Genomic DNA, 22,032 nt, shown 5'->3' with positions numbered 1-22,032 from the left:
AACGGCGCCTACAGCGGAATGATGTCGTCGCCGCCGTAACCGGTATCGAAGCCGTTGAACTGGCGGACTTCCTTGCGCCGCAGCATCTTTTCCTGCACCTTCGGCGGCAGGTCGGTGAACATGATGATGCCCTTGGCGATCAGCAGTTCGATGGTGTCCTCGATGACCCGCACGAAATCCCGGTCGAGCTCGTTGAGCTGGCTTTCCCGCCAGCGCTCGTGGATGAACTGCAGCACTTCCGGGTTATCGGCCGCCACTTCCTCGGTGGCACCGTCCAGCGGCACCGGATGCAACTCGCAAACCCGCCCTTCGGCGTCCCTCGCCACATACAGCATGCCTGTCACTCCTTGAAACCCGATTCGCCGAGAGTCTGCCCGAGCCGGTCAGCCTTGGCAATCCGCACGGCATGTCTCAGTAATTTTTCACCGGCGCCTTGGGCGGCATCTTCGGCTTGCCGAAATAGGTCGCCGGCGGCACCTTGAAGGATTTCCCCTTCTCCTCCTGGCCGACCACCCGTACCGACTGTTCGTCCGGCCGCTTGCGGCTGGCGCTGACTTCCAGCGCCGTCGCCCGCGGCGCTACCGGCCGCTCGACCTGCTGGCGGGCAACGCGGACGCGTTCGGCGGCGATCAGGCGATCGATGTCGGCGGTCGAACATCTTGCGTTCTTCCAGCTGCTTGCGCATCGCCAGCAGCGCTTCCAGCTCGCGGCTCATGAACAGCGAGCGCTGCGGCGTTCCCCAGTGTTCCTTGGGCTGGTTGAGCGCCTGCTGGTAGCTTTCCGGATCGCCGACCAGGCGCGCAATGCCCAGGTTGTTGTTGCGCATCGCCCATTCCAGCGCGCCATCGCCCCAGTCGTTGCGCACATCGCGTTTGGCGCCGCGCTCGATCAGTTGCCGGGCCAGGGCTTCATGCCCCTCGTACACCGCCATCATCAGCACCGACGAGCCATTGGTGCTGCGCGCATCGATATCGGCCCCCTTGGCCATCAGGTAGTCGGCCACCGCCGCGTGGCCGCCGAACACCGCGTAATGCAGCGGCGACCACTGGTGCGGCGGCGTATTGACCGACGCCCCGCGCTCGACCAGCCACTGCACCGCTTCCAACTGGCCGCGCCAGGCGGCCAGCGCCAGCGCCGTCTCGCCGTTGGCGTTGCTCAGGCCGAGACTGGCGCCGCGCGACAGGAACAGCCGCATCAGCGGAATATTCCCCTCCCAGGCGCCGATCATCAGCCCGGAACCGATCCGGTTGCCCATGAAATCGGGCGCCATGCCGGCGTCCAGCCAGGCCTTGGCCTGGGCCACGTCGCCCAGCTCCATCCGGTTGGCGAAGGTCACCGGATCGGGCAGGCGGACTTCGCCGCCCAACCACGACTGAGCCCGGGCCGGGCAAACCAGCACCATCCCGATTATCATTGCCGCTACGAACCTGCCTGCCAATCCCTTCATGCAACTTCCTGTTTGTGCTGCGAACAGGCGCCATTCTCTCATGCTCCGAACGCAACGTTTCCTGCTGCCTGCTTTTTGCGTGTCGCTGCTGATCCACGCTGCGCCCTTCCTCGCCGGGGACTGGCTGGCCAGCGAAGCACCGCCGGCGCCCCGCCCGCCCGCGCTGCAGGCGCAACTGCAGGCGCCGCCGGTACCGGAACTGATCGTCCCCGAAACGCCAAAGCCGCCGCCGGCCAAGCCCGCTGCCCAGCCCCGGCAAACCGCGCCGAGCGGGCGCGGCGGCACGCCGAGCCCCTGGAACCGGGCGATCCGCGATCAATTTGCCCGCCAGCAACAGGCCGGACTGTTCTACCCCGAGGAAGCGATCCGCCACGGCCTCGAAGGCGAGGCCCTGGTGTTCATGATGCTCGACGCCGACGGCAATGTCGTCGCCGCCCGCATCGAAGCCGGCAGCGGCCACGCACTGCTCGACCGGGCTGCGCTCGATGCGGTGCGCCGCCTGCGTTCCCTGCCCGCCGACGCGCCGCAGGAAGTGCTGCTGCCGGTGCGCTTCCGCCTCCAATAAAACAACACAACTGTCAAAATCAACCAATGTGTAATTTTTAGCCCATATCAAAAACAGGGTTTGGTTATAGACTATGCTCGTCAACCAAAAACAGAACCACTTGCTACAGGGAGCTAAAAATGAGCGGCTTGGCGAAACTGCGCGTCACCACGCGCATGCATATCCTCAGTGGACTGATGCTGATCGGCCTGCTCGTCCTGTGCCTGATTTCGCTGTTCGAAATCCGGGAAGGGATGCTGCATGACCGCCAGGACAAAACCCGCGACCTGGTCGAGGTGGCGCTCGGCATCGTCAAGCATCAGCATCAGTTGGCGAGCAGCGGCGCGCTGACCGAGGAGCAGGCCAAGCAGGCGGCGCGCGACAGCCTGCGCGGGCTGCGCTACGGTGAAGACGACTATTTCTTCGGTTTCGATACCGAAGGCGTCTATTTCCTGCACGGCGGCAATCCTCAGCTGGAGGGACAGAACAAGATCGACATGCAGGACACCCACGGCAAGTACATCATCCGTGAACTGATCGGCGCCGCCAAAGGCGGCGGTGGCTTCGTCGATTACTGGTTCCCGCGCGCCGGGCAGAAGGAAGCCGAACCGAAACTCGGCTACGCGGTGCTCTTCCCGCAGTGGAACTGGGTGATCGGCACCGGCATCTACATCGACGACGTCAACCAGGCCTTCAGCGAAACTGCCCTGCTGCTCGGCGGGATTTCTGCGCTACTGCTCGTCGTCCTCCTGTTCACCGGCCTCCTGGTCAGCCGCAGCGTGATCACCCAGCTTGGCGGCGAACCGGCCGAAGCGGCGGCGATCATGGAACGGGTTGCCGGCGGCGACCTCAGCACCGACATCGCGCAGGCGCCGCCCGGCAGCCTGCTGCACGCGCTGCGCGGCATGGTCGGCGCGCTGCGCCAGATGGTCGCCGAGATCAACAACGACGCCAGCCGCCTGGTCAGCAACGCCGAACAGATCAGTAGCGCCTCCGATCAGGTGGCCGCCGCGGCCGAACAGCAATCCGACGCGACCTCGTCGATGGCGGCGGCGATCGAGGAACTGACGGTCAGTTCCAACCACATCTCCGATAGCGCCCGCGATACCTCCGACGATTCGACCAGCGCCGTCGAACTCTCCGGCCAGGGATCGCAACGGGTGGACAAGGCGGCGGCGGCGATCCGCCAGATTGCCGATACCGTGTCCGACGCTTCGACCCGCATCCACGCGCTGGAAGAACGCGCCCGGCAGATTTCCAACATCGCCAACGTGATCAAGGACATCGCCGGTCAGACCAACCTGCTGGCGCTCAACGCGGCGATCGAAGCGGCGCGCGCCGGCGAACAGGGCCGCGGTTTCGCGGTGGTCGCCGATGAAGTGCGCAAGCTGGCCGAACGGACCTCGCTGGCGACGACCGAGATCGAGCAGATGATCGTCGGCATCCAGGGCGACACCGTCGGCGCCGTCGAAGCGATGAACGCCGCGCTGCCGGAAGTCCAGCAGGGCGTCGCGCTGGCCGAATCGGCGTCGGAATCGCTGCGCGAGATCGAGGACGGCGCCCGCCGCACGCTGGAGCGGATCGGCGACGTCGCCGACGCGACCCGCGAACAGAGCTCGGCCAGCACCTCGATCGCCCAGCGCGTCGAACAGATCGCCAACATGGTCGAGGAAACGACGGCCACCATCCGCAGCACGGCGGCGTCCGCCCATCAGTTGCAGGAAATCGCGCGCAGCCTGAAGCAGTTGGTCAGCCGCTTCCGCGTCTGACCCCCGCTTAAATCGCCCCGCCGGCGCGCATTGCCGCAATGCGTGCCGGGTCGTAGCCGAGTTCGCCGAGGATGGCGTCGGTATGGGCGCCGAGCGCCGGCCCGATTGCCCCGCACTCGCCCGGCGTCGCCGACAGCCGGGGAACGATGCCCGGCACCCGGAACGGCTTGCCGTCGGGCAGCGTTGCCGACTGGAACATCTGGCGGGCGATGAATTGCGGGTCGGCGAACATGTCGAGCACCGAATAAACGCGCGACGACGGCACTTCCGCCTGTTCCAGCAGAGCAAGGATTTCCGCCTCGTCGCGCGTCGCGCACCAGGCGTCGATCAGCCCGTAGATTTCGTCGCGCCGCGCGTCGCGCCCGGCGTTGTCGGCCAATCCCGGGTCGTCGGCGAGGTCCGCTCGCCCCATCGCCAGCATCAGGCGGCGGAAGATGGCGTCGCCGTTGGCGCCGATCGTGACGTGCTTGCCGTCGCGCGTGGTGTGCGTGTTCGACGGCGTGATGCCGGGCATGATGTTGCCGGTGCGCTCGCGCACGAAGCCGAAAACGTCGGCCTCCGGCACCAGCGATTCCATCATCGCGAACACCGCTTCGTAGAGCGCGACATCGACCACCTGCCCCGGCCCGCCGTTGACCTCGCGGTGGCGTAGCGCCAGCAAGGCGCCGATGGCGCCCCACAGCGCGGCGATCGAATCGCCGATCGAGATGCCGGTGCGCACCGGCGGCCGGTCGGCAAAGCCGGTGATGTAACGCAAGCCACCCATCGATTCGCCGACCGCGCCGAAGCCGGGCTGGTCCTTGTACGGCCCGCTCTGACCGAAGCCGGAGAGGCGCACCATGACCAGGCCGGGGTTGTCGGCCTGCAGCTGTTCCCAGCCGAGGCCGAGCTTTTCCAGCACGCCGGGGCGGAAGTTCTCGACCAGGATGTCGGCGCCGGCGATCAGGCGACGGACGAACTCGCGGCCGTCCGGGTGCTTGAGGTTGGCGGTCACCGATTTCTTGTTGCGCGCCTGCACGTACCACCACAGCGACGTGCCTTCGTAGAGCTTGCGCCACTTGCGCAGCGGGTCGCCGCCGTCGGGCGGTTCGACCTTGACCACCTCGGCGCCGAACTCGCCGAGGATGCGGCTGCAGAACGGTCCGGCGATGAGGCTGCCGAGCTCGACGACGCGCAGGCCGGCCAGGGGTTTCTGTGTTTCGCTCATGTCAGGGCTCCCAATGTTCGACCGGAATCTTCCTACCCAGCAGGCGCTCGACCGTCGCTTCCACCTGCAACGGCGCGCCGCTGGTCAGCAGCGCCAGATGGCCGGCGCCGCCGCCGAGCAGGCCCAGGCTGGCGAGTCGGCGTTCGAGCTGGCGGGCAACCGCTTCGCCGGTGTCGAGCAGGTTGACGCCGGCAGGCAGGCGGCGGGCAATGGCCTGCGCCACCCAGGGGTAATGCGTGCAACCGAGGACAACGACATCGGCGTCGGCGGCGCCCAATGGCGGCACGAATCGGTCGAGCAAGGCCTCGACCTCAACGCTGTCGGCACCGTGCATTTCGATCGCGTCGGCGAGCCCGGGGCAGGCCTGCGGCAACACCCGCAGGTGGCTGGCGTGACTGGCGCACAGACGCTGGAAACGCTCGCTGGCCAGCGTCCGCGTCGTCGCCAGGACGCCGACGACGCCGCTGCGGCTGAGCGCGGCGGCTGGCTTGACGCCGGGTTCGAGGGCGACCACCGGCAGCGTCGTCGCCGCCCGGATCGCTTCGGCGGCGGCGGCGGTCGCCGTATTGCAGGCGATCACCAGCGCTTTGGCGCCGCGCTCGGCAAGCGCCGCGGCGATGCGCACGCCGCGCTCGCGCAGGAAGGATTCCGGCTTGTCGCCGTAAGGCAGGAATCGGGTGTCGGCGAAATAACAGTAATCCTCGTGCGGCAGCCGGGCACGCAAGGCGCGCAGCACGGTCAGGCCACCGAGGCCGGAATCGAAGACGGCGATGGGTCGGGAATTCACGTCGTCGCGGCGACCTAGAGCCAGCCGGCGCGCTTGAAGCGCCGGTAGAGGATGAGGCAGGTACTGACGATCAGCGTCAGCGCCGCCGGGTAGCCGTATTGCCATTGCAGTTCGGGCATCTGTGCGAAGTTCATCCCCCAGATCCCGGCAAAGGCGGTGGCAATGGCGAAAATCCCGGCCCAGGCGGCCAGCCGCTTGCTGACTTCGCTGTCTTCGATGGCCACCATCGACAGGTTGACCTGGATCGCCGTGCCGATCGTCTCGCGGATCGTGTCGACCGAAGCGTCGATGCGCATCAGGTGATCGTAGACATCGCGGAAGTACTCGCGGCTGTTGGCGCAAATCGCCGGCCCGCGACCGCCGGCGAGCTTGCCGGCGACTTCCATCAGCGGTGCGACGACATGCTTGAGCAGCATCACCCGCCGTTTCAGCTCATAGAGGCGCTCGATGTTGGCGCGCGCCGTGCCGCGATCGAAGATGCGGTCCTCGATGCTTTCCAGCTCGGATTCGAGGCGGTCGACGACCGGGAAATAGCGATCGACGACGGCGTCCATCAACGCGTAGAGGACGAAGCCCGAGCCGTGGCGCAGGAGATGCGGCTCGCGTTCGCAGCGCGCGCGCACGCCGAGGAAATCCTGCTGGCTGCGGTTGCGCACCGAAAGCACGTAATTGGGACCGACGAAAATATTGACCTCGCCCAGGCGATAGCCTCCTTCCGCGTCGGGCTCGACCAGGTGCATCACGGCATAGATCGAATCGCCGTAGTCCTCGACCTTCGGCCGCTGCTGCCCCTTGCGCGCGTCCTCGACGGCCAGTTCGTGGAGGTGAAACTCGTCCTGCATGATGTCGAGCTCTTCCGTCGTCGCATCGCGCAGCGCGACCCAGACGAAACAGCCGGGACGCTCCAGGTAATCGCTGATTTCCTCGACGGCGATTTCGTTGAGCCGGGCGCCATCCTCGTAGGCCACGCAATTGATCAGCACGGTTGCATCCTGTTCCTGTCTCCTGAAAGGCAGAAGCCCCCTTGCGGGGGCCTGCCGGGGCCAGCGCGGCTGGCGCTCACATCCGCTCGATCATCGCGTCGCCGAATTCCGAGCAGGAAATTTCGTTGGCGCCGACCATCAGGCGGGCGAAATCGTAGGTCACCTGCTGGTCGCCGATCGCCGCCTCCATGCCCTTGATGACGAGGTCGGCGGCTTCCTTCCAGCCCAGGTGGCGCAGCATCATCTCGGCCGAGAGAATCAGCGAGCCGGGATTGACCTTGTCCAGCCCGGCGTATTTCGGCGCCGTGCCGTGCGTCGCCTCGAAGCAGGCGTACTGGTCGGAAATGTTGGCGCCCGGCGCGATGCCGATGCCGCCGACCTGCGCCGCCAGCGCATCGGAAATGTAGTCGCCGTTCAGGTTGGTGGTGGCGATCACGTCGTATTCGGCCGGCCGCAGCAGGATCTGCTGCAGGAAGGCATCGGCAATCGAATCCTTGATCGTGATCTCGCGCCCGGTATGCGGGTTACGCACGCGGCACCACGGCCCGCCGTCGATCGGCTCGGCACCGAAGTCGTCCTTCGCCACCTGGTAGCAGGTGTCGCGGAACAGGCCCTCGGTGAACTTCATGATGTTGCCCTTGTGCACGATGGTCACCGACTTGCGGTCGTTGTCGATGGCGTACTGGATCGCCGCCTTGACCAGGCGCGCCGTTCCTTCGACGGAGACCGGCTTGATGCCGATGCCCGAACTTTCCGGGAAGCGGATCTTGCGCACGCCCATTTCCTGCTGCAGGAAGTCGACGACCTTCTTGACACCTTCCGAGCCGGCGGCCCACTCGATACCGGCGTAGATGTCCTCGGTGTTCTCGCGGAAGATGACCATGTCGACCAGCTCTGGATGCTTGAGCGGGCTGGGCACGCCCTTGAAGTAACGCACCGGCCGCACGCACTGGTAGAGGTCGAGTTCCTGGCGCAGGGCAACGTTGAGCGAACGGATGCCGCCGCCGACCGGCGTCGTCATCGGCCCCTTGATCGACACCGAGTATTCCTTCAGGGCGTCGAAGGTTTCCTTGGGCAACCACTCGTCCGGCCCGTAGATGCGCGTCGACTTCTCGCCGGCATAAACCTCCATCCAGTGGATCTTGCGGCTGCCGCCGTAGGCTTTCTCAACGGCGGCGTCGATCACCTTGATCATCACCGGCGTAATGTCGATGCCGATGCCGTCGCCTTCGATGAAGGGAATGATCGGGTTGGCCGGGACCGGCTGCCCGGGAAGGATTTTCGCACCACCTTGCGGAACCTGGATGTGAGATGTCATGGCTACTCCTCTAAGGGTATTCGGGCGACGGAAGCCGCAGCCTCCGGGCGGCCCGGCCACAATGTCTCCCTCGGGCCGGTCGGCGAATTATGAAACAAATCGCTGGCCTTGACAGCTATTTGGCCCGCGCGACGTCAGTCGAAAAAAAGGCCCCCACCGCAGTGGAGGCCTTGCCGGCTTGCCGGACGGAGGCGGCCTGATCAGACGCGAGCCGCCTTCAGCGCAGCGTTGAAGGTCGGGCTCGGGCGCATCACGGCCTTGCACTTATCGGCGTCGGCCTTGTAGTAGCCGCCGATATCGGCCGGCCTGCCCTGCACCGAGGTAAACTCGGCGACGATCTGCGCTTCGTTGTCGGTCAGCGCCTTGGCCAGCTTGGCGAAATGCGCGGCCAGTTCGGCGTCTTCCTTCTGCGCCGCGAGTTCCTGCGCCCAGTACATGGCGAGATAGAACTGCGAACCGCGGTTGTCGAGCTCACCGGTCTTCGGCGACGGCGACTTGCGGTTGTCGAGGAGCTTGCCGGTGGCGGCGTCGAGCGTCTTGGCGAGCAACTTGGCGCGGACGTTGCCTTCCTTGATGCCGAGTTCTTCCAGCGACACCGCCAGGGCCAGGAATTCGCCCAGCGAATCCCAGCGCAGGTGGTTTTCCTGCGTCAGTTGCTGGACGTGCTTCGGTGCCGAGCCGCCGGCACCGGTTTCGTACATGCCGCCGCCGTTCATCAGTGGGACGATCGACAGCATCTTGGCCGAGGTGCCCAGTTCCATGATCGGGAACAGGTCGGTCAGGTAGTCGCGCAGAATGTTGCCAGTGACCGAAATGGTATCGAGGCCGCGGGCGACGCGCTCGAGCGTGTAACGCATGGCACGGACCTGGGACATGACGTAGATTTCCAGGCCGCTGGTGTCGTGGTCCTTGAGGTAGACGTTGACCTTCTTGATCAGCTCGGCTTCGTGCGGACGGTAGGGGTCGAGCCAGAACACGGCCGGCATGCCGGAGTTGCGGGCGCGGGTGACGGCAAGCTTGACCCAGTCGCGGATCGGCGCGTCCTTGACCTGGCACATGCGCCAGATGTCGCCGGCTTCGACGTTCTGCGTCAGCAGCACTTCGCCGCTGTCGATATCGACGATGTTGGCGATGCCGTCCTCGGCGATCTCGAAGGTCTTGTCGTGCGAGCCGTATTCCTCGGCCTGCTGCGCCATCAGGCCGACGTTCGGCACGGTACCCATGGTCCGCGGATCGAAGTTGCCGTGCCACTTCATGAAATTGATCATTTCCTGGTAGATGCGGGCGAAGGTCGATTCCGGCATCACGCACTTGCTGTCGTACTGCTTGCCGTCGGCGCCCCACATCTTGCCCCCCTGGCGCATCATCGCCGGCATCGACGCATCGACGATGATGTCGTTCGGCGAGTGGAAGTTGGTGATGCCCTTGGCCGAGTTGACCATGGCCAGACGCGGACGGTGTTCCTGGCAGGCGTGCAGGTCGCGGATGATTTCGTCGCGCTTCGATTCCGGCAGGGCCTTGATCTTCTCGTAGAGGTCGACCATGCCGTTGTTGACGTTGATGCCGAGCTCTTCGAAAGTCTTGCCGTGCTTCTCGAAGGCTTCCTTGTAGTAGATCTTGACGCAGTGACCGAAGACGATCGGGTGCGAGACCTTCATCATCGTCGCCTTGACGTGCAGCGAGAACAGGATGCCGGCCTGGCGGCAGTCTTCCAGTTCCTGCTCGTAGAACTCGCAGAGCGCCTTCTTGCTCATGAACATCGAATCGATGATCTCGCCTTCGAGCAGCTTCACTTCCGGCTTCAGCACGGTGACCTTGCCGCCCTTGGCGATCAGCTCCATGCGCACGCGGCGGGCCTTGTCGAGGGTCAACGACTTTTCACCGTGGTAGAAATCGCCGCCGTGCATGTGCGAGACATGGGTCTGCGACCACTGTTTCCACTCGCCCATCGAATGCGGATGCTTCTTGGCGTAGTTCTTGACGGCAGCCGGCGCGCGACGGTCCGAGTTGCCTTCGCGCAGCACCGGGTTGACGGCGGAGCCCAGGCACTTGCCGTAGCGGACCTTGAGCGCCTTTTCCTCGTCGCTGGTCGGGTTTTCCGGATAGTCCGGCAGGGCGTAGCCCTTTTCCTGCAATTCCTTGATGCACGCCTTCAACTGGGCGACCGAGGCCGAGATGTTGGGCAGCTTGATGATGTTGGTATCGGGCTCGAGGCACTTCTTGCCGAGCTCGCCGAGGGTATTCGGCAGACGCTGTGCTTCCGTCAGGTATTCCGGAAATTCGGCGATGACGCGGGCCGACACCGAAATGTCGGCCTTCTCGATGGTGATCCCGACAGGTGCCGTGAACGTGCGGATGACCGGCAGAAAGGCGCACGTTGCCAACAGCGGCGCCTCGTCGGTAAGCGTGTAGATGATCTTGGATTCCTCTGCAGACATGCTAACTAACCCCTTTGCGATGGCTTTTATCAATATGCGGGTGAAGCTTAGCTCGACACCCTTGCGCGGTGCTTACGAAACTCCGGGAGTATCCGCAACGCCAGCCCTTCGGTCAACCGGTGAAACAGCATTTCATATGGCGGAGCCGGCAGCGAAAATGGATGCCGATGCTAGAATCGACCGCACTTCCGGGGGAATGGACGATGAAGATTTCGGTCGGTCTTTACGGCACCAACGCGCACCAGATCGCGCTCGCGCTGATCCAGGGCTTCAACCGGCACTATTCGCTGTTCCGCCAGACCTGTCGCGAGGCCAAGATGCGTTTCGAACAGGGCGACTGGCTTGGGGTGCACCGCGCGGTCAAGGAACGCATCCGCTTCTACGACGACCGCGTCGACGAATGCGTCGACCGCCTGCGCGCCGAGTTCGATGCCGGCAACCTCGACGACACGATCTGGCAGCAGGTCAAGCTGCTCTACATCGGCCTGCTGCTCAACCACAAGCAGCCCGAACTGGCGGAAACCTTCTTCAATTCGGTGACCACCAAGATCCTCGACCGGACCTACTTCCACAACGATTTCCTGTTCGTCCGACCGACCATCTCGACGGAAAACCTGGAAGCCGACTTCGACCCCATCTACCGCAGCTACTACGCCAAGGCCAGCGGCCTGCGCGGCGCGATCCGCGAGATCGTCGGCGATTTCGGCTGGCAGCGCCCGTTCGCCGACCTCGAACGCGACGTCGACTACGTCTACCACAGCATCCGCCACTACCTGAAGGGAATGCCGCGGCGCGAGGTCAATTTCCAGATCCAGGTGCTCGGCTCCGCCTTCTACCGCAACAAGGCGGCCTACATCATCGGCAAGGCGATCAACGGCGCCCTGGAATACCCCTTTGCCATCCCCGTGCTGCACGACGGCGACGGCCGGCTCTATCTCGATACCGTGCTGCTCGACGCCTGGCGCATCGGCCTCCTGTTCTCGCTGTCGCGCGCCTACTTCATGGTCGACATGGAAGTGCCGTCGGGCTATGTGCAGTTCCTGCGCTCGATCATGCCGAACAAGCCGCGTTCCGAAATCTACGTCATGCTCGGCCTCGGCAAGCAGGGCAAGACGATGTTCTTCCGCGACAGCATCTACCACCTGCACCATTCCGAGGACAAGTTCATCATGGCGCCCGGCATCCGCGGCCTGGTCATGCTGGTGTTCACGCTGCCCTCCTACCCCTACGTGTTCAAGATCATCAAGGACATCTTCGGCAGCTCCAAGGAAATGGACCAGGCGACGGTCAAGAAGAAGTTCCTGATGGTCAAGCAGGTCGACCGCGTCGGCCGGATGGCCGACACGCTGGAATTTTCCAACGTGATGTTCCCGCTGAAGCGCTTCGACGACGAGGTGATGGACGAGCTGCGCCGGCTCGCCCCGTCCAAGTACGAGATCGAGGGCGACCAGCTGATCATCAAGCACCTCTACATCGAGCGCCGGATGGAACCGCTCAACATCCATCTCGAACGGATGGACAAGTCGAACAACCTGGAAGGACTGGAACACGCGATCAAGGAATACGGCAGCGCGATCCGTGAGCTGGCGCAGGCCAACATCTTCCCCGGCGACATGCTGTGGAAGAACTTCGGCGTCACCCGCTACGGCCGCGTCGTCTTCTACGATTACGACGAGATCGACTACATGACCGACATCAACTTCCGCAAGATCCCGCCGGCGCCGGACTTCGAGACCGAAATGTCGGGCGAGGTCTGGTACCCGGTCCACCGCGGCGATGTCTTTCCCGAGGAATTCGCCACCTTCCTGCTCGGCTCGCCGCAGGTGCGCAAGCTGTTCATGAAGCACCACAAGGACCTGCTGACGCCGGCCTTCTGGCAGGACGCCCAGGCCAAGATCCGGGCCGGGCACGTCGAGGATTTCTTCCCCTACCCGCAGGAACTGCGCTTCGTGAACAGCCGCCCCGGGCACGACGAAAGCGCCTGAAGCCGACAGCATCGAGCACGACCGATAAGCGATTACTGACTAGTCGGGTCAGCAATACTGATTGTTTCAACATTAACAATCCCCTTATCTTAGCCAGGAAAAATTAACCCTCGAATGATTCTAGGCAAGGAGATCAAAATGCCGCTGACCCTGGCGGTTGCCCGTGAACGCAGCGACGGCGAAAGCCGCACCGCGCTCGTTCCCGAGACAGCCAAGAAGTTCGCCGCGCTCGGCGCCCGGCTCCGCATGGAGCAGAGCGCCGGCGTGCAAAGCCACTTCCTCGACCCCGATTACGTCGGCGTGGACTTCATGCCCAGCCTCGAAGGCACCTACGCCAACGCCGACGTGATCCTGCGGGTGACGCCGCCGTCGCTCGACGAGATTGCGACGATGCCGGAAGGGGCGGTGCTGATCGGGCTGCTGAAGCCGTATGAATCGAAGGCGCGGCTGGCGGCACTCAACGCCCGCAAGATTACCGCCTTCTCGCTCGAACTGCTGCCGCGCATCTCGCGCGCCCAGAGCATGGACGCGCTGTCCAGCCAGGGCGCCTGTTCCGGCTACCAGTGCGGGTTGATCGCCGCCGCCCGGTGCACCAAGTTCTTCCCGATGCTGACCACCGCCGCCGGCACCATCCGCCCGGCGCGCGTGCTCGTCATCGGCGCCGGGGTGGCGGGTTTGCAAGCCATCGCCACCTGCAAGCGCCTCGGTGCCATGGTCGAAGCCTACGACGTGCGCGCCGCGGCGCGCGAGCAGATCGAATCGCTCGGCGCCAAGTTCGTCGACACCGGCGTCTCCGCCGACGGTGCCGGCGGCTACGCCCGCGAGCTGACCGCCGAGGAGAAGGCGGCGCAGGCCGAGAAGCTGGCGAAGGCGGTCGCCGCCGCCGACGTCGTGATCACCACGGCGGCGATTCCCGGCAAGAAGGCGCCGGTGATCGTCACCAAGGAGATGGTCGGGCGCATGAAGTACGGCGCCATCATCGTCAACATGGCCGCCGAATCCGGCGGCAACTGCGAGCTGACGCAGCCGGGCGAACACGTCATCGCCAACGACGTGAACATCCACGGCCCGCTCAACCTGCCGTCGCGCATGCCGACGCACGCCTCCGAGCTGTACGCCAAGAACATCTACAACTTCCTCTCGCCGTGGATCAAGGACGGCGCCCTGAACATCGACTGGAGCGACGAGGTCGTCGCCGGCACCGTGTTGTGCCGCGACGGCGCCACCGTCCATGCCACGGTCAAGCAAATCCTGGGAGACGCCTGATGGACGGTCTGCTCGCGTTGTACATCTTCATGCTCGCCGCCTTCACCGGCTACGAGATCATCGCCAAGGTGCCGGTGATCCTGCACACGCCGCTGATGTCGGGGTCCAACTTCGTCCATGGCGTGGTCGTCGTCGGCGCGATGATCGCGCTCGGCCACGCCGACACGCCGCTCGAACAGGCCATCGGCTTCTTCGCCGTGGCCCTGGGCGCCGCCAATGCGGCCGGCGGTTACGTGGTTACCGAACGCATGCTCGGCATGTTCAAGAAGAAGGAGGGCTGAGTCATGCCGATCACCGTTCAAGGCGCCTGGTTCGCCGGCGCCCTGCTGTTCATCTTCGGCTTGAAGGGCATGAGCTCGCCGGCCAGCGCCCGCAAGGGCATCGTCATCGCCGGTTACGGCATGCTGATTGCCATCGCCGGCACCTTCCTCATCCCCGGCCTGCACAACCTCGGCCTGATCGCCCTGGCCCTGGCGCTCGGCGGCGGCGCCGCCTGGATTTCCGGGCAGAAGGTCAAGATGACCGACATGCCGCAGATGGTCGCCATCTACAACGGCATGGGCGGCGGCGCGGCAGCGGCGATTGCCGCCATCGAGTTCGCCCGCGGCGACGCCCAGGGCCTGGTGACGACGACGCTCGCCGTGCTCGGCGCGCTGATCGGCGCCGTCTCCTTCACCGGCTCCTGCGTCGCCTGGGCCAAGCTGCAGGGCGTGCTCAAGAAGGCTTACCGGCTGCCCGCGCAGAACGCGGTCAACGTCACGCTGGCGGCGGTCGCCATCGGCCTCGGCCTGACCATGATCGCCCTGGCGCCGGCGCAGCCGCAGTTGATCATCGGCTTCTTCGTCGTCGCGCTGCTGCTCGGCCTGATCGTCACCCTGCCGATCGGCGGCGCCGACATGCCGGTGGTGATCTCGCTGTTCAACGCCTTCACCGGCCTGGCGGTCGGCTTCGAAGGTTACGTGCTCGGCAACCCGGCCTTGATCATCGCCGGCATCGTCGTCGGCGCCGCCGGCACGCTGCTCACGCAGTTGATGGCCAAGGCGATGAACCGGCCGCTGTCCAACATCCTGTTCACGCCGATGGTCGCTTCCGGCCCGGGCGAGGCGATCAGCGGTTCGATGAAGGAATTGTCCGGTCTGGATGCGGCGGCGATGATGCGCTACGCCAGCAAGGTCATCATCGTTCCCGGCTACGGCATGGCGGTGGCGCATGCCCAGCACAAGGTCTGGGAAATGACCGAGATTCTGGAGGAAGCCGGGGTCGAGGTGAAGTTCGCGATCCACCCGGTGGCCGGGCGCATGCCGGGGCACATGAACGTGCTGCTGGCGGAAGCCGGCGTGCCTTACGACAAGATCTTCGACCTCGAAGAAATCAACGGCGAGTTCGGCCAGGCCGACGTGGCGCTGGTGATCGGCGCCAACGACGTGGTCAATCCGAGCGCGCGTACCGACAAGACCAGCCCGATCTACGGCATGCCGATCCTCGACGCCGACAAGGCGCAGAACGTCATCGTCATCAAGCGCGGCAAGGGTACGGGTTATTCCGGTGTTGAAAACGCGCTCTTCTACACCGACAATTGCCGCATGCTCTACGGCGACGCCCAGCCGATGGCCGGCGAAATCATCCAGCACCTGAAAACCATGGGGTGATCCGCGTCGCAAGCCGCACGATTGCGGGGCGAGCGTGCCCCGAATTCGTGCAAAGCCCCCCTCCCGGGGGCTGCAATGCCCGTACAATACGAGGATTAACGCTTCATCCGGGACGCGGAATGAATAGATTCGATGATCTTCTGATCCGGGGCAGCGCCGTCGCCGCCCTGCTTCTCTGGGCTTGGTCGCTGGCCTCGCCGGGCATTTCCGGCCACTGGTTCCTGCTCATCGCAATCCTGCTGGGCGCCGCCGCCCTCCTTTCGATCACCGAGCGCGAACGCTGGAAAACCCGGCAGCAAGGCTACGTCAAGGAACTCACCGAGGTGATGTCCGAGTACCAGGTGCTGTCGGACGAAGCGATGGCGCATGCCGAACTGCAGTTCTCCTCGCTGGAGACCGAAATGCAGGAAGCCAAGGCGCTGATCCGCGATTCGGTGAACCGGATCAGCGGTAGCCTGACCGGCCTCGAATCGCAATCCAACGACCAGCGCCACATCCTGCAGTCGCTGATCGACGAGATGCTCAGCGTGACCGGCTCGGACGACAGCCACGCCGCCGAACAGGCCGGCCTGCAGCGCTTCTTTGCCGAAACCAACACGCTGATCGCCGAGTTCGTCGGCAAGATGGAACAGTTGCGCACCACCAGCCAGGGCGTCGCCGAGAGCTTCGGCCAGATGCAGGACAAGGTGGCCCGCATCACCGGCACGCTCAACGACATTTCCGGCATCACCAAGCAGACCGACCTGCTGGCGCTCAACGCCGCGATCGAAGCCGCCCGCGCCGGCGAAGCCGGGCGCGGCTTCGCCGTCGTCGCCGACGAGGTGCGCTCGCTGGCGGCGCGCACCGGCGAATTCAACGTCGACATCCGCACCGCCCTCGACGACATCCTGAAATCGCTGCGCGACGTCGGCGAGCGGGTCAATGCCGCCAGCCACATCGACCTCAGCGTTGCCGACCGTTCGCGGGCGACGCTGGAGGATCTCGGCCGGGAACTGATCGAGCTGACCGAGAAGGCGCGCGAACACTCGACCAACATCACCTCGATCACCGAACGCATGCGCGACCTGACGCTCGACGGCGTGATGGCGATGCAGTTCGAGGACATCGTCAACCAGATGATCACCCGCATCAGCCTGCGCACCGAGAACGTCGGCACCTACATGCACGCCTTCCTCAGCCTGCACAACGACCGTGACGAAAACGACGGCATCCAGCGTTTCCGCAAGCGCAGCCAGCACCTGGTGCAGTTGCTCGTCGATTCGCACGTCAAGACCGATGCCCTACGCACGCATACCTTCCAGAGCGGACCGGGACGCAGCGGCGAAGGCGACATCGAGATGTTCTGACGCGTACGCCCGGAAGTAGCGACCCAAACACTGCAAGCTGCGAGTGCACCATGGATTTTCCCGCCCTCCTGGAACACTTCGGTGAAAAAACGGTAATCACCGTTACCGGCCTGCTGATCGGCATCCTGTTCGGCATCTTCGCCCAGCGCTCGCGCTTCTGCCTGCGCTCCGCGGTAGTCGAGTTCTGGCGCCGGGAAAGCGACGGCCGTCTGGCGATCTGGCTGTTCGCCTTCGCCGCCGCCGTGGTCGCCACTCAGTCGGCGATCCTCGCCGGCTGGCTCGACGTCTCGCAGGCCCGCCAGCTGTCGGCCCGCGGCAGCCTGTCCGGCGCCCTGCTCGGCGGCCTGCTGTTCGGCATCGGCATGATCCTCGCCCGCGGCTGTTCGTCGCGCATGCTGGTGCTGGCCGCCAACGGCAACCTGCGCGCCCTGCTCACCGGCCTGATCTTCGCAGTCACCGCGCAGGCGTCGCTGAGCGGCCTGCTGTCGCCACTGCGCAACTGGCTTTCCGGGCTGTGGACGATCGAGGGCAGCGCCCGCGATCTGCTGGTCAGCGCCCATCTCGGCAACCTCGGCGGTCTGCTCTTCGGCCTCGCCTGGCTGGCGGCGGCGATCGTCTTCGGGCGCCGCGCCCGCCTCGGCGTCCGCGAGTGGAGCTGCGCGATCGGCGTCGGCCTGAGCGTCGCCCTCGCCTGGCTGGGCACCTTCGTCATCGGCAGCCACGCCTTCGAGGTGATGCCGGTGCAGAGTCTGAGTTTCACCGGCCCCTCGGCCAACGTGCTGATGCTGGTGCTGTCGCCGCCCGGCCAACCCTGGGATTTCGACATCGGCCTGGTGCCCGGCGTGGTGCTCGGTTCCTTCCTTGCCGCGCTGTGGGGACGCGAACTCAAGCTGGAAGGTTTCAAGGACGGCCACAGCATGCGCCGCTACATTGCCGGCGCCCTGCTGATGGGCTTCGGCGGCATGCTCGCCGGTGGCTGCGCGGTCGGCGCCGGGGTTTCCGGCGCGGCGATCTTCGCGCTCACCGCCTGGCTGGCGCTGATCGGCATGTGGGGCGGCGCCGGCCTCGCCGACGCGCTGATCGACGGGCCGGCGCGCCGCAGCGCAACCGCCCGTCCCTGAGTCAATCAGCCATTGGCCGCCGGCTGGCGCCAGCCGATCGCGGTATAGACGAGAATCGCCGTCCCGATCAGACCGAGACCAAAGACCAGCGCGATCAGGAACCAGTCGGCCGGCCCGCCGGCATCGGTGAAGCCGGATGAGGAAACCTTGGCCATCAGCACCAGCGCCAGCACGCCACCGACCAGGCCGGCGAGCTCGGCACGCACCAGGCGCTTCGAATTGACGGTTTTTTCCTTGACCAGCAGCGCAATGAAGGCCGCCGTGCCGGCAATGATGACGAGCAGCATCAGCCACAGCAGCGGCCCGAGCATTTCCTGGAAGACAGAGAGAAAAACCAGCGGATCGAGTTCTTTCATTTTGCTTTCCTCCAGAGATCAGGCGCGACCGCGCAACATGCTGATATAGGTAGGCTTCAGGGCCATCGTCTTCATCACCCAGCTGATCCACAGTTCTTCCAGCGGGGCGATGACGCCGGGGAAGGACGGCGTCAGGTTGTCCTTGTAGTCGAACTCGATCAGCATTGCCTGGCCGAGGCGGGTGATCAGCGGGCACGAGGTATAGCCGCCATAGTGTGCCGACGATTCCTTGCCTTCGATCTGGGCGACCAGGTGGTCGACCGCCACCGGCACCTGCCACTTGACGCTCGCCGCGGTCTTGCCCTTGGGTACGCCGGCGACGTCGCCGACGGCGAAAACGTTGTCGAAGCGCTTGTGCTGCAGCTTGTGCTTGTCGACCTCGATCCAGCCGTCGTTGGCCCAGCCCCCCTCCTGCCAGCGCAGAGGGCTGTTGCGCACGGCGTCCGGTGCCCGCATCGGCGGAATCACGTTGATGAAGTCGTACTGCAGCTCGACCGGACCGAGCGCCGTCTTGAACACGGCGATGCGCTTGCCGAGGTCGATCGATTCCAGGATGCGCTCGTAATTGACCTTGACGCCGCGGTCTTCGAACAGCATGCGGACCTTTTCATGGACGATGGGCACCGAAAACAGCGCCTTGTTGTTGGCGTTGTAGATCAGCTCGGCCTTGCCGCGGTTGCCGCGGCGGCGCAGGTAGTCGTCGGTGATGAAGGTGTACTTGAGCGGCGCCCCGGCGCACTTCATCTCGGTCCCCGGCCGCAGGAAGACGCCGACGCCGCCGTTGTCGGCGAAGTTCGACATGGCGCGCCAGGTGGCTTCGGCCTTGGCCGGGCTGTGGTAGATGCTGCCCAGCCCGTTGTTGCCGATCTGCTCGACATCCATGCCGGGAATCGCCGCGTAGTCCAGCTTGAGACCGGTGGCGACGATCAGGTAGTCGTAGGCGATGGACTTGCCGCCGCTGGTGACGATCTTGTTGCCCTCCGGATCGAACTCGGCGACGCCTTCCTCGATCAGTTCGACGCCGGCCGGCACGTAGTCGCGGGTTGCCGAAACGACGTAGGAAGCCGGCTTGATGCCGGAACTGACGAGCGTGAAACCGGGCTGGTAGAAGTGTTCCTTGCGCGCGTCGACCAGCGTGATCTTCGCCCCCTCCAGCCGGGCGGCGAGCTGCGACGCCGCCGCCAGACCGGCCGCCCCGGCGCCGGCGATGACGATATTGGCACTCGTCTTGACGCGCGGCGCCGCCTGCGCCGTCGCCGGCCGGAGCAGGATCGACCCGGCTCCGGCCGCCCCCAGCGTCAGGAATGCGCGACGGTCGAGGCCTCCCTTGATCGTCTTCGCGACCCATTGTTCAACCATATCTTTTTTCATTTTGTCTCCTTCCCAGGTAAGACGCCGCAGCGCCAAATATCACTATTTCATAATTTGCTTAAATAAAACTCCAAAAAAAAGACGAAGGCCGGGCCGCTCACACAATCAACGCGGGAAGTACATCTTCCCTTTGTCCAGCTTGTAGCTCCACGGCAGGTCGGCGTTACGCCAACCGTTGACGACACGCTGCCCCTTTTTCGCGCCATCGCTGGCCCGGTCGCCCTCGAAACCCTCAACTACACTGTAGACCTTGCCGTAACCGGCGGCGAGCAGACGGTCGGCGGCCTTGGAGCTGCGGTCGCCGGAACGGCACATCAGGATCACCGGCGCGTCCTTGCCGAGCCCCAGCGCCTGCATCCGGCGCTCGATCTCGGCGACGAAATCCTGGTTCGGTTCCAGCTTGTACATGGTCCGCTTGTCGTCCCAATCGGTCATGATTTCCTGGTGCTCGACGAACGGGACCAGGGCATCGACCGTGGTCGCCATGCCGACGTACATGGCTTCGGCGCGGGTGCGGATGTCGAAGAAGCCGACGCCTTTCGGATTGGCGGTTTTCATTTCCAGCGCCTGTTGCGGCGTCAGGTAGAGGCCGGCCTTGCTCACCTTGATTTCCGGCAGCTTGGTCCAGTCGGTCGAACCCGGCGCCCAGTCGGCGGCCAGGCTCAGTGTGGAAAAGGCCAGCGCCAGGCCGGCCAGGGCAAACTTGAAAGATTTCATAGAGCGATCCCCGGATTGCCGTCGGCTCCCTTGAGCTTTGGCATGTTGAGTTGAACGGGCTTGAGTGTCTTGACGTCACGCAGGTAGCGGGCGACCAGTTCCCAGATCGGCTCGCCGGCATCCTTCGCTTCTTCCGAGACCGGCGCCCAGCCGGCAACCTTGTAGGTCCTGCCGGGGTCGATCAACTGCCCGCGCAGCATCATGTTGCTGATGCGCTGGCCGGCCTTCGCCGTCGGGTCGCAGGTGTACTGCAGACCGCCGACGCGGACCATGTCCCCGCCCTGCTGGTAGTAGGGATCGGGATTGAACAGGTTGTCGCAGACGTCTTCGAGCACGGTCTTGATCATCTCGCCGCTCATGTTGCTCACCGTCGTCCACGGGTAGGTGATCGCCGTCTGGTCGAGCACGTGCTCCATCAGGATCGGCTGCCCCGGCAGCAGCGAGGTGCCCCAGCGGAAGCCGGGCGAGAAGGCGATTTCGGCGTCCTTTTCCTTGATCAGCGCATCGACGATGACCTGGTCGAAAGTGCCGTTGAAATTGCCGCGGCGGTACAGCGTGCCTTCGCTGACGGCCAGTTGCTCGTTGAGTTTGCCGAGGTAAGGCGCGCGCGCCTTGTCGATCAGTGCCTGCATCGCCGGGTCGGCGGGCAGCAGGTTGGCGAAGACCGGCAGCAGCTTGTAGCGGTAGCCGGCGATCTTGCCGTTCTTAACGTCGAAGTCGAGGACGCCGAGGTACTTGCCGTTGGAACCGGCGTTGGTGACCAGGGTCTGGCCACCGGCATTCTTGACGATGACCGGCGCCGGCATGCCGTCGTGGGTGTGGCCGCCGAGGATGGCATCGATGCCACGCACGCGCGAGGCCATCTTGAGGTCGACGTCCATGCCGTTGTGCGACAGGACGACGACGACCTGGGCGCCCTTGGCGCGCGCTTCGTCGACCACCGCCTGCATGTTCTCTTCCTGGATGCCGTAGCTCCAGTTCGGCACCTGCCAGCGCGGGTTGGCGATCGGCGTGTAGGGGAAGGCCTGGCCGACGATGGCGACCGGCACGCCGTTCATGTTCTTGATCACGTAGGGCTTGAACACCGGATCGCCGAAATCGGCGGTCTTGACGTTCTGGGCGACGATGTCGACGACGCCGGCGAAGTCCTTCTCCTCGATTTCCTTGACCCGCGCCTCGCCGTAGGTGGCTTCCCAGTGCAGGGTCATGACATTGACGCCGAGCGCCTTGCAGGCATCGACCATGTCCTGGGCGTTGGTCCACAGCGCGGTGCCGGAACCCTGCCAGGTATCGCCGCCGTCAAGCAGCAGCGCCCCCGGGTTGCGCGCCTTCATGCGCTTGACCAGGGTCGCCAGGTGGGCGAAGCCGCCGACCTTGCCGTAGGTCTCGGCGGCCTTCTCGAAGTTCAGATAGGTGTAGGCATGCGCCTCGATGCTGTTCGGCTTGAAACCGAAATGCTTCAACAGATTGTCGCCGACCAGGTGCGGCACCTTGCCGAACTGCGCGCCGAAACCGAGGTTGACGCTCGGCTCGCGGAAATAGATCGGATTGAGTTGGGCGTGGCAGTCGGTGATGTGCAGCAGGCTGACGTTGCCGAACTTCGGCAGCTCGTACAGCTTGCCGGCGCCCTTCTCGGCCAGCGCCAGTTCGCTGTGCAAGGACATGCCACCGGCGGCGGCGACCGCCAGTACCTGGAGAAACTCTCGACGATTCATGCTCATGAATGGT

Annotated in this window: 19 protein-coding genes; 8 read left to right on the top strand and 11 right to left on the bottom strand. The window is 64.9% G+C overall.

From position 1 onward, the window contains the following. Positions 1-8: 8 nt before the first annotated feature. Together AC0KWY_RS19610 and AC0KWY_RS19605 are read right to left on the bottom strand one after the other, a co-directional pair. Positions 9-335, bottom strand: coding sequence for a hypothetical protein (locus tag AC0KWY_RS19610; protein WP_474027170.1), 327 nt, complete (start codon positions 333-335; stop codon positions 9-11). Between the two features lie 5 nt (positions 336-340). Next, a complete protein-coding gene (locus AC0KWY_RS19605; RefSeq protein ID WP_474027169.1) occupies positions 341-1,402 on the bottom strand; it encodes an ankyrin repeat domain-containing protein in 1,062 nt (353 codons plus the stop codon). Between the two features lie 85 nt (positions 1,403-1,487). Between AC0KWY_RS19605 and AC0KWY_RS19600 the strand changes: the two genes are divergently transcribed. Both AC0KWY_RS19600 and AC0KWY_RS19595 read left to right on the top strand, forming a co-directional pair. Continuing rightward, on the top strand, positions 1,488-2,012 hold the full coding sequence (locus tag AC0KWY_RS19600; RefSeq protein WP_474027168.1) for an energy transducer TonB: 525 nt from the start codon (positions 1,488-1,490) through the stop codon (positions 2,010-2,012). Positions 2,013-2,131: 119 nt separating this feature from the next. Beyond that, positions 2,132-3,760, top strand: coding sequence for a methyl-accepting chemotaxis protein (locus tag AC0KWY_RS19595; RefSeq protein ID WP_474027167.1), 1,629 nt, complete (start codon positions 2,132-2,134; stop codon positions 3,758-3,760). A gap of 7 nt (positions 3,761-3,767) precedes the next feature. Here the strand turns inward: AC0KWY_RS19595 and AC0KWY_RS19590 are convergent, their stop codons facing one another. From AC0KWY_RS19590 to AC0KWY_RS19570, 5 genes are all read right to left on the bottom strand, one after another. Beyond that, positions 3,768-4,967 carry a CaiB/BaiF CoA transferase family protein gene (locus tag AC0KWY_RS19590; RefSeq protein WP_474027166.1) on the bottom strand — a complete coding sequence of 400 codons (1,200 nt, stop codon included), beginning with the start codon at positions 4,965-4,967 and terminating at the stop codon, positions 3,768-3,770. A gap of 1 nt (position 4,968) precedes the next feature. Next, the gene (murI, locus tag AC0KWY_RS19585; protein ID WP_474027165.1) at positions 4,969-5,754 is read right to left on the bottom strand and encodes a glutamate racemase; all 786 of its coding nucleotides are present in this window, start codon (positions 5,752-5,754) and stop codon (positions 4,969-4,971) included. A 14-nt stretch (positions 5,755-5,768) separates the two neighbouring features. Beyond that, positions 5,769-6,737 carry a magnesium/cobalt transporter CorA gene (gene corA / locus AC0KWY_RS19580; protein WP_474027164.1) on the bottom strand — a complete coding sequence of 323 codons (969 nt, stop codon included), beginning with the start codon at positions 6,735-6,737 and terminating at the stop codon, positions 5,769-5,771. 76 nt (positions 6,738-6,813) lie between these two features. Beyond that, positions 6,814-8,055 carry an NADP-dependent isocitrate dehydrogenase gene (gene icd, locus AC0KWY_RS19575; protein WP_474027163.1) on the bottom strand — a complete coding sequence of 414 codons (1,242 nt, stop codon included), beginning with the start codon at positions 8,053-8,055 and terminating at the stop codon, positions 6,814-6,816. 200 nt (positions 8,056-8,255) lie between these two features. Beyond that, on the bottom strand, positions 8,256-10,493 hold the full coding sequence (locus AC0KWY_RS19570) for an NADP-dependent isocitrate dehydrogenase (protein WP_474027162.1): 2,238 nt from the start codon (positions 10,491-10,493) through the stop codon (positions 8,256-8,258). 203 nt (positions 10,494-10,696) lie between these two features. Between AC0KWY_RS19570 and aceK the strand changes: the two genes are divergently transcribed. From aceK to AC0KWY_RS19540, 6 genes are all read left to right on the top strand, one after another. Then, entirely contained in the window at positions 10,697-12,478 is a 1,782-nt protein-coding gene (gene aceK / locus AC0KWY_RS19565) for a bifunctional isocitrate dehydrogenase kinase/phosphatase (RefSeq protein WP_474027161.1), read from the top strand. A 138-nt stretch (positions 12,479-12,616) separates the two neighbouring features. Then, positions 12,617-13,744: an NAD(P) transhydrogenase subunit alpha gene (locus tag AC0KWY_RS19560; protein ID WP_474027160.1), complete on the top strand. Its 1,128-nt coding sequence runs from the start codon at positions 12,617-12,619 to the stop codon at positions 13,742-13,744. Continuing rightward, a complete protein-coding gene (locus AC0KWY_RS19555) occupies positions 13,744-14,025 on the top strand; it encodes an NAD(P) transhydrogenase subunit alpha part 2 (RefSeq protein WP_474027159.1) in 282 nt (93 codons plus the stop codon). Before AC0KWY_RS19560 ends, AC0KWY_RS19555 begins: the two co-directional genes overlap by 1 nt. A 3-nt stretch (positions 14,026-14,028) precedes the next feature. After that, a complete protein-coding gene (locus tag AC0KWY_RS19550) occupies positions 14,029-15,393 on the top strand; it encodes an NAD(P)(+) transhydrogenase (Re/Si-specific) subunit beta (RefSeq protein WP_474027158.1) in 1,365 nt (454 codons plus the stop codon). A 119-nt stretch (positions 15,394-15,512) separates the two neighbouring features. Further along, complete coding sequence (locus tag AC0KWY_RS19545) at positions 15,513-16,739, top strand: methyl-accepting chemotaxis protein (RefSeq protein ID WP_474027157.1); 1,227 nt, start codon at positions 15,513-15,515, stop codon at positions 16,737-16,739. A gap of 50 nt (positions 16,740-16,789) precedes the next feature. Then, positions 16,790-17,860, top strand: a complete 1,071-nt coding sequence (locus tag AC0KWY_RS19540) for a YeeE/YedE family protein (protein ID WP_474027156.1) — start codon at positions 16,790-16,792, stop codon at positions 17,858-17,860. Between the two features lie 5 nt (positions 17,861-17,865). Here AC0KWY_RS19540 and AC0KWY_RS19535 read toward each other — a convergent pair whose 3' ends face one another. The 4 genes from AC0KWY_RS19535 to soxB all read right to left on the bottom strand — a co-directional run bounded on the left by AC0KWY_RS19535 (position 17,866) and on the right by soxB (position 22,025). After that, positions 17,866-18,216 (bottom strand): DUF5368 domain-containing protein, encoded by a 351-nt coding sequence (locus tag AC0KWY_RS19535; protein ID WP_474027155.1) that lies wholly within the window; start codon positions 18,214-18,216, stop codon positions 17,866-17,868. Positions 18,217-18,234: 18 nt separating this feature from the next. Next, positions 18,235-19,587 carry an NAD(P)/FAD-dependent oxidoreductase gene (locus AC0KWY_RS19530; RefSeq protein ID WP_474027154.1) on the bottom strand — a complete coding sequence of 451 codons (1,353 nt, stop codon included), beginning with the start codon at positions 19,585-19,587 and terminating at the stop codon, positions 18,235-18,237. 105 nt (positions 19,588-19,692) lie between these two features. After that, positions 19,693-20,304: a rhodanese-like domain-containing protein gene (locus AC0KWY_RS19525; RefSeq protein ID WP_474027153.1), complete on the bottom strand. Its 612-nt coding sequence runs from the start codon at positions 20,302-20,304 to the stop codon at positions 19,693-19,695. Next, complete coding sequence (gene soxB, locus AC0KWY_RS19520; protein WP_474027152.1) at positions 20,301-22,025, bottom strand: thiosulfohydrolase SoxB; 1,725 nt, start codon at positions 22,023-22,025, stop codon at positions 20,301-20,303. Before soxB ends, AC0KWY_RS19525 begins: the two co-directional genes overlap by 4 nt. Positions 22,026-22,032 lie beyond the last annotated feature (7 nt).

The sequence above is a fragment of the Azonexus sp. MM2026_4 genome, assembly GCF_055901855.1.
This window is presented reverse-complemented; position numbering and strand designations above follow the sequence as displayed.